Source organism: Actinomycetota bacterium (assembly GCA_005774595.1).
Classification (GTDB): domain Bacteria; phylum Actinomycetota; class Coriobacteriia; order Anaerosomatales; family D1FN1-002; genus D1FN1-002.
Genome location: VAUM01000407.1, coordinates 1 through 1506 on the forward strand (window position 1 = coordinate 1; position 1506 = coordinate 1506).

At 72.8% G+C, this 1506-nt stretch carries 1 protein-coding gene; it reads right to left on the reverse strand.

Annotated features, from left to right (window positions below; translation table 11 throughout):
• Nucleotides 1–51 precede the first annotated feature (51 nt).
• A complete protein-coding gene (locus FDZ70_10540; GenBank protein ID TLM66321.1) occupies nucleotides 52–1215 on the reverse strand; it encodes a tetratricopeptide repeat protein in 1164 nt (387 codons plus the stop codon).
• Nucleotides 1216–1506: the final 291 nt, after the last annotated feature.

Consider the following 1506-nt stretch of genomic DNA (forward strand, 5'->3'; position numbering starts at 1 on the left):
GCCCTCGCCGCCGCGACGCGTGCGCGGACCGCCCTTCTTGGTGGGCATCCCCTACGACCCCCCTCCCACGTACTCGTCCCACAGCGACCAGAACAGGCCCTGGCGCTTCGTGTCGTAGTAGGCGGCGCGGCGGATCTCCCACTGCGCCTCGGCGTGGCGGCCCTCGGTGATGAGCACGGCCGCGAGCCCGAACCGCGCGCGCACGCACGCGGGGTCGAGGTCGAGCGCCGTGCGGTACGACTGCTTCGCCTGGCCGTACTTCTGCAAGCCGAGGAGTGTCTCGGCGAGCATGACGTGCGGCAGCGCCTGGCCCGGCGCCGACTTCGCGAGCGCGGTGAAGACGCGGCTGGCGTGCTTGTTGAGGCCCGGGCGCTTGGCGAACGACACGCCGAGGCAGTAGATGGCGGTCTTGGTCTTGCCGTTGACGGCCAGCGAGCGCATCGCGCACGCGATGGCCTCGTTGACGGCCTCCTGCTTCAGGTAGCAATACGCGGCCGTGGCGAGCGCCTCGGCGTCGTCGGGATTCTGGTCGAGGATGAGGCGCACGAGCTCGGCGGCCGAGATCATGTCCTCCTCGTAGGCGAGCGCGCCGGCGGCCCACAGCCGCGAGTTGCGGTCCGGCAGCACGTCGGCCGGGTCGGGCGCGGGGTTGCCGTCGTCGACGATGCCGGCCAGCGCGAAGAACAGCTCATCCTGGCTCGGGTCCAGCTCGCCGGCCTTGCGGAAGCCGGGCAGCGCGGTGGCCATGCCCTCGCGCTTGAGGGCGGCGACGGCGAGGTTGTACATGGCGCGCGCCTCGGCAGGGTCGAGCTCGAGCGCGCGGCGCCACGCGTCGATGGCCTCCTCGTCGAAGCCGGAGACCGCGAGCGCCTCGCCGAACTGGACGTGGGCGGTGACCAGGTCGGGGACGACCTCGGCGAGCTCCTGCCACACGAGGATCGACTGGTCCCACATGCCGCCGTGCCGGTCGTACGCCAGGCCGAGCGCGAGGTACGCCGGCGAGCAGTCGGGGTCGAGCTCGATGGCGCGGGCCGCGGCGTCGATGGCCTCGTCGTAGAAGTCGCCGGACAGCATGAGCTCGGCGACGAGCGACAGCGCGAGCGGGTCGTGCGGGTCGAGCCGGAGCGCCTGCCAGCAGGCGTCGACCGCCGGCCAGATGGCGCCTTGGCGCGCGAGCGCCTCGGCGTAGCGGACCTGTTCGCTGACCTGCGGCACGGCCGCTACGACCCCCTCACGCCGAGGAGGTCGGCCGCGACCTTTGCCACGAGACGCAGGCCGGACTCGGCTCCGGAGATCACGCCATTGCAGCCGCCCGCGCGGGCGAGCGACGGGTCGGCCACGAACGGGCCGCCCAGCGCGAGGATGACCATGTCGGAGTGGCCGGCCTGGGTGAACATGTCGCGCACGCGCGAGAGCGACTGCGCGGTCTCCATCTTCTCGGCGGCGACGATGCACAGGCGGCTGCCGGTCTCCTCGGCGCGCTCCAGGAACTCGGCGGGGCGGACG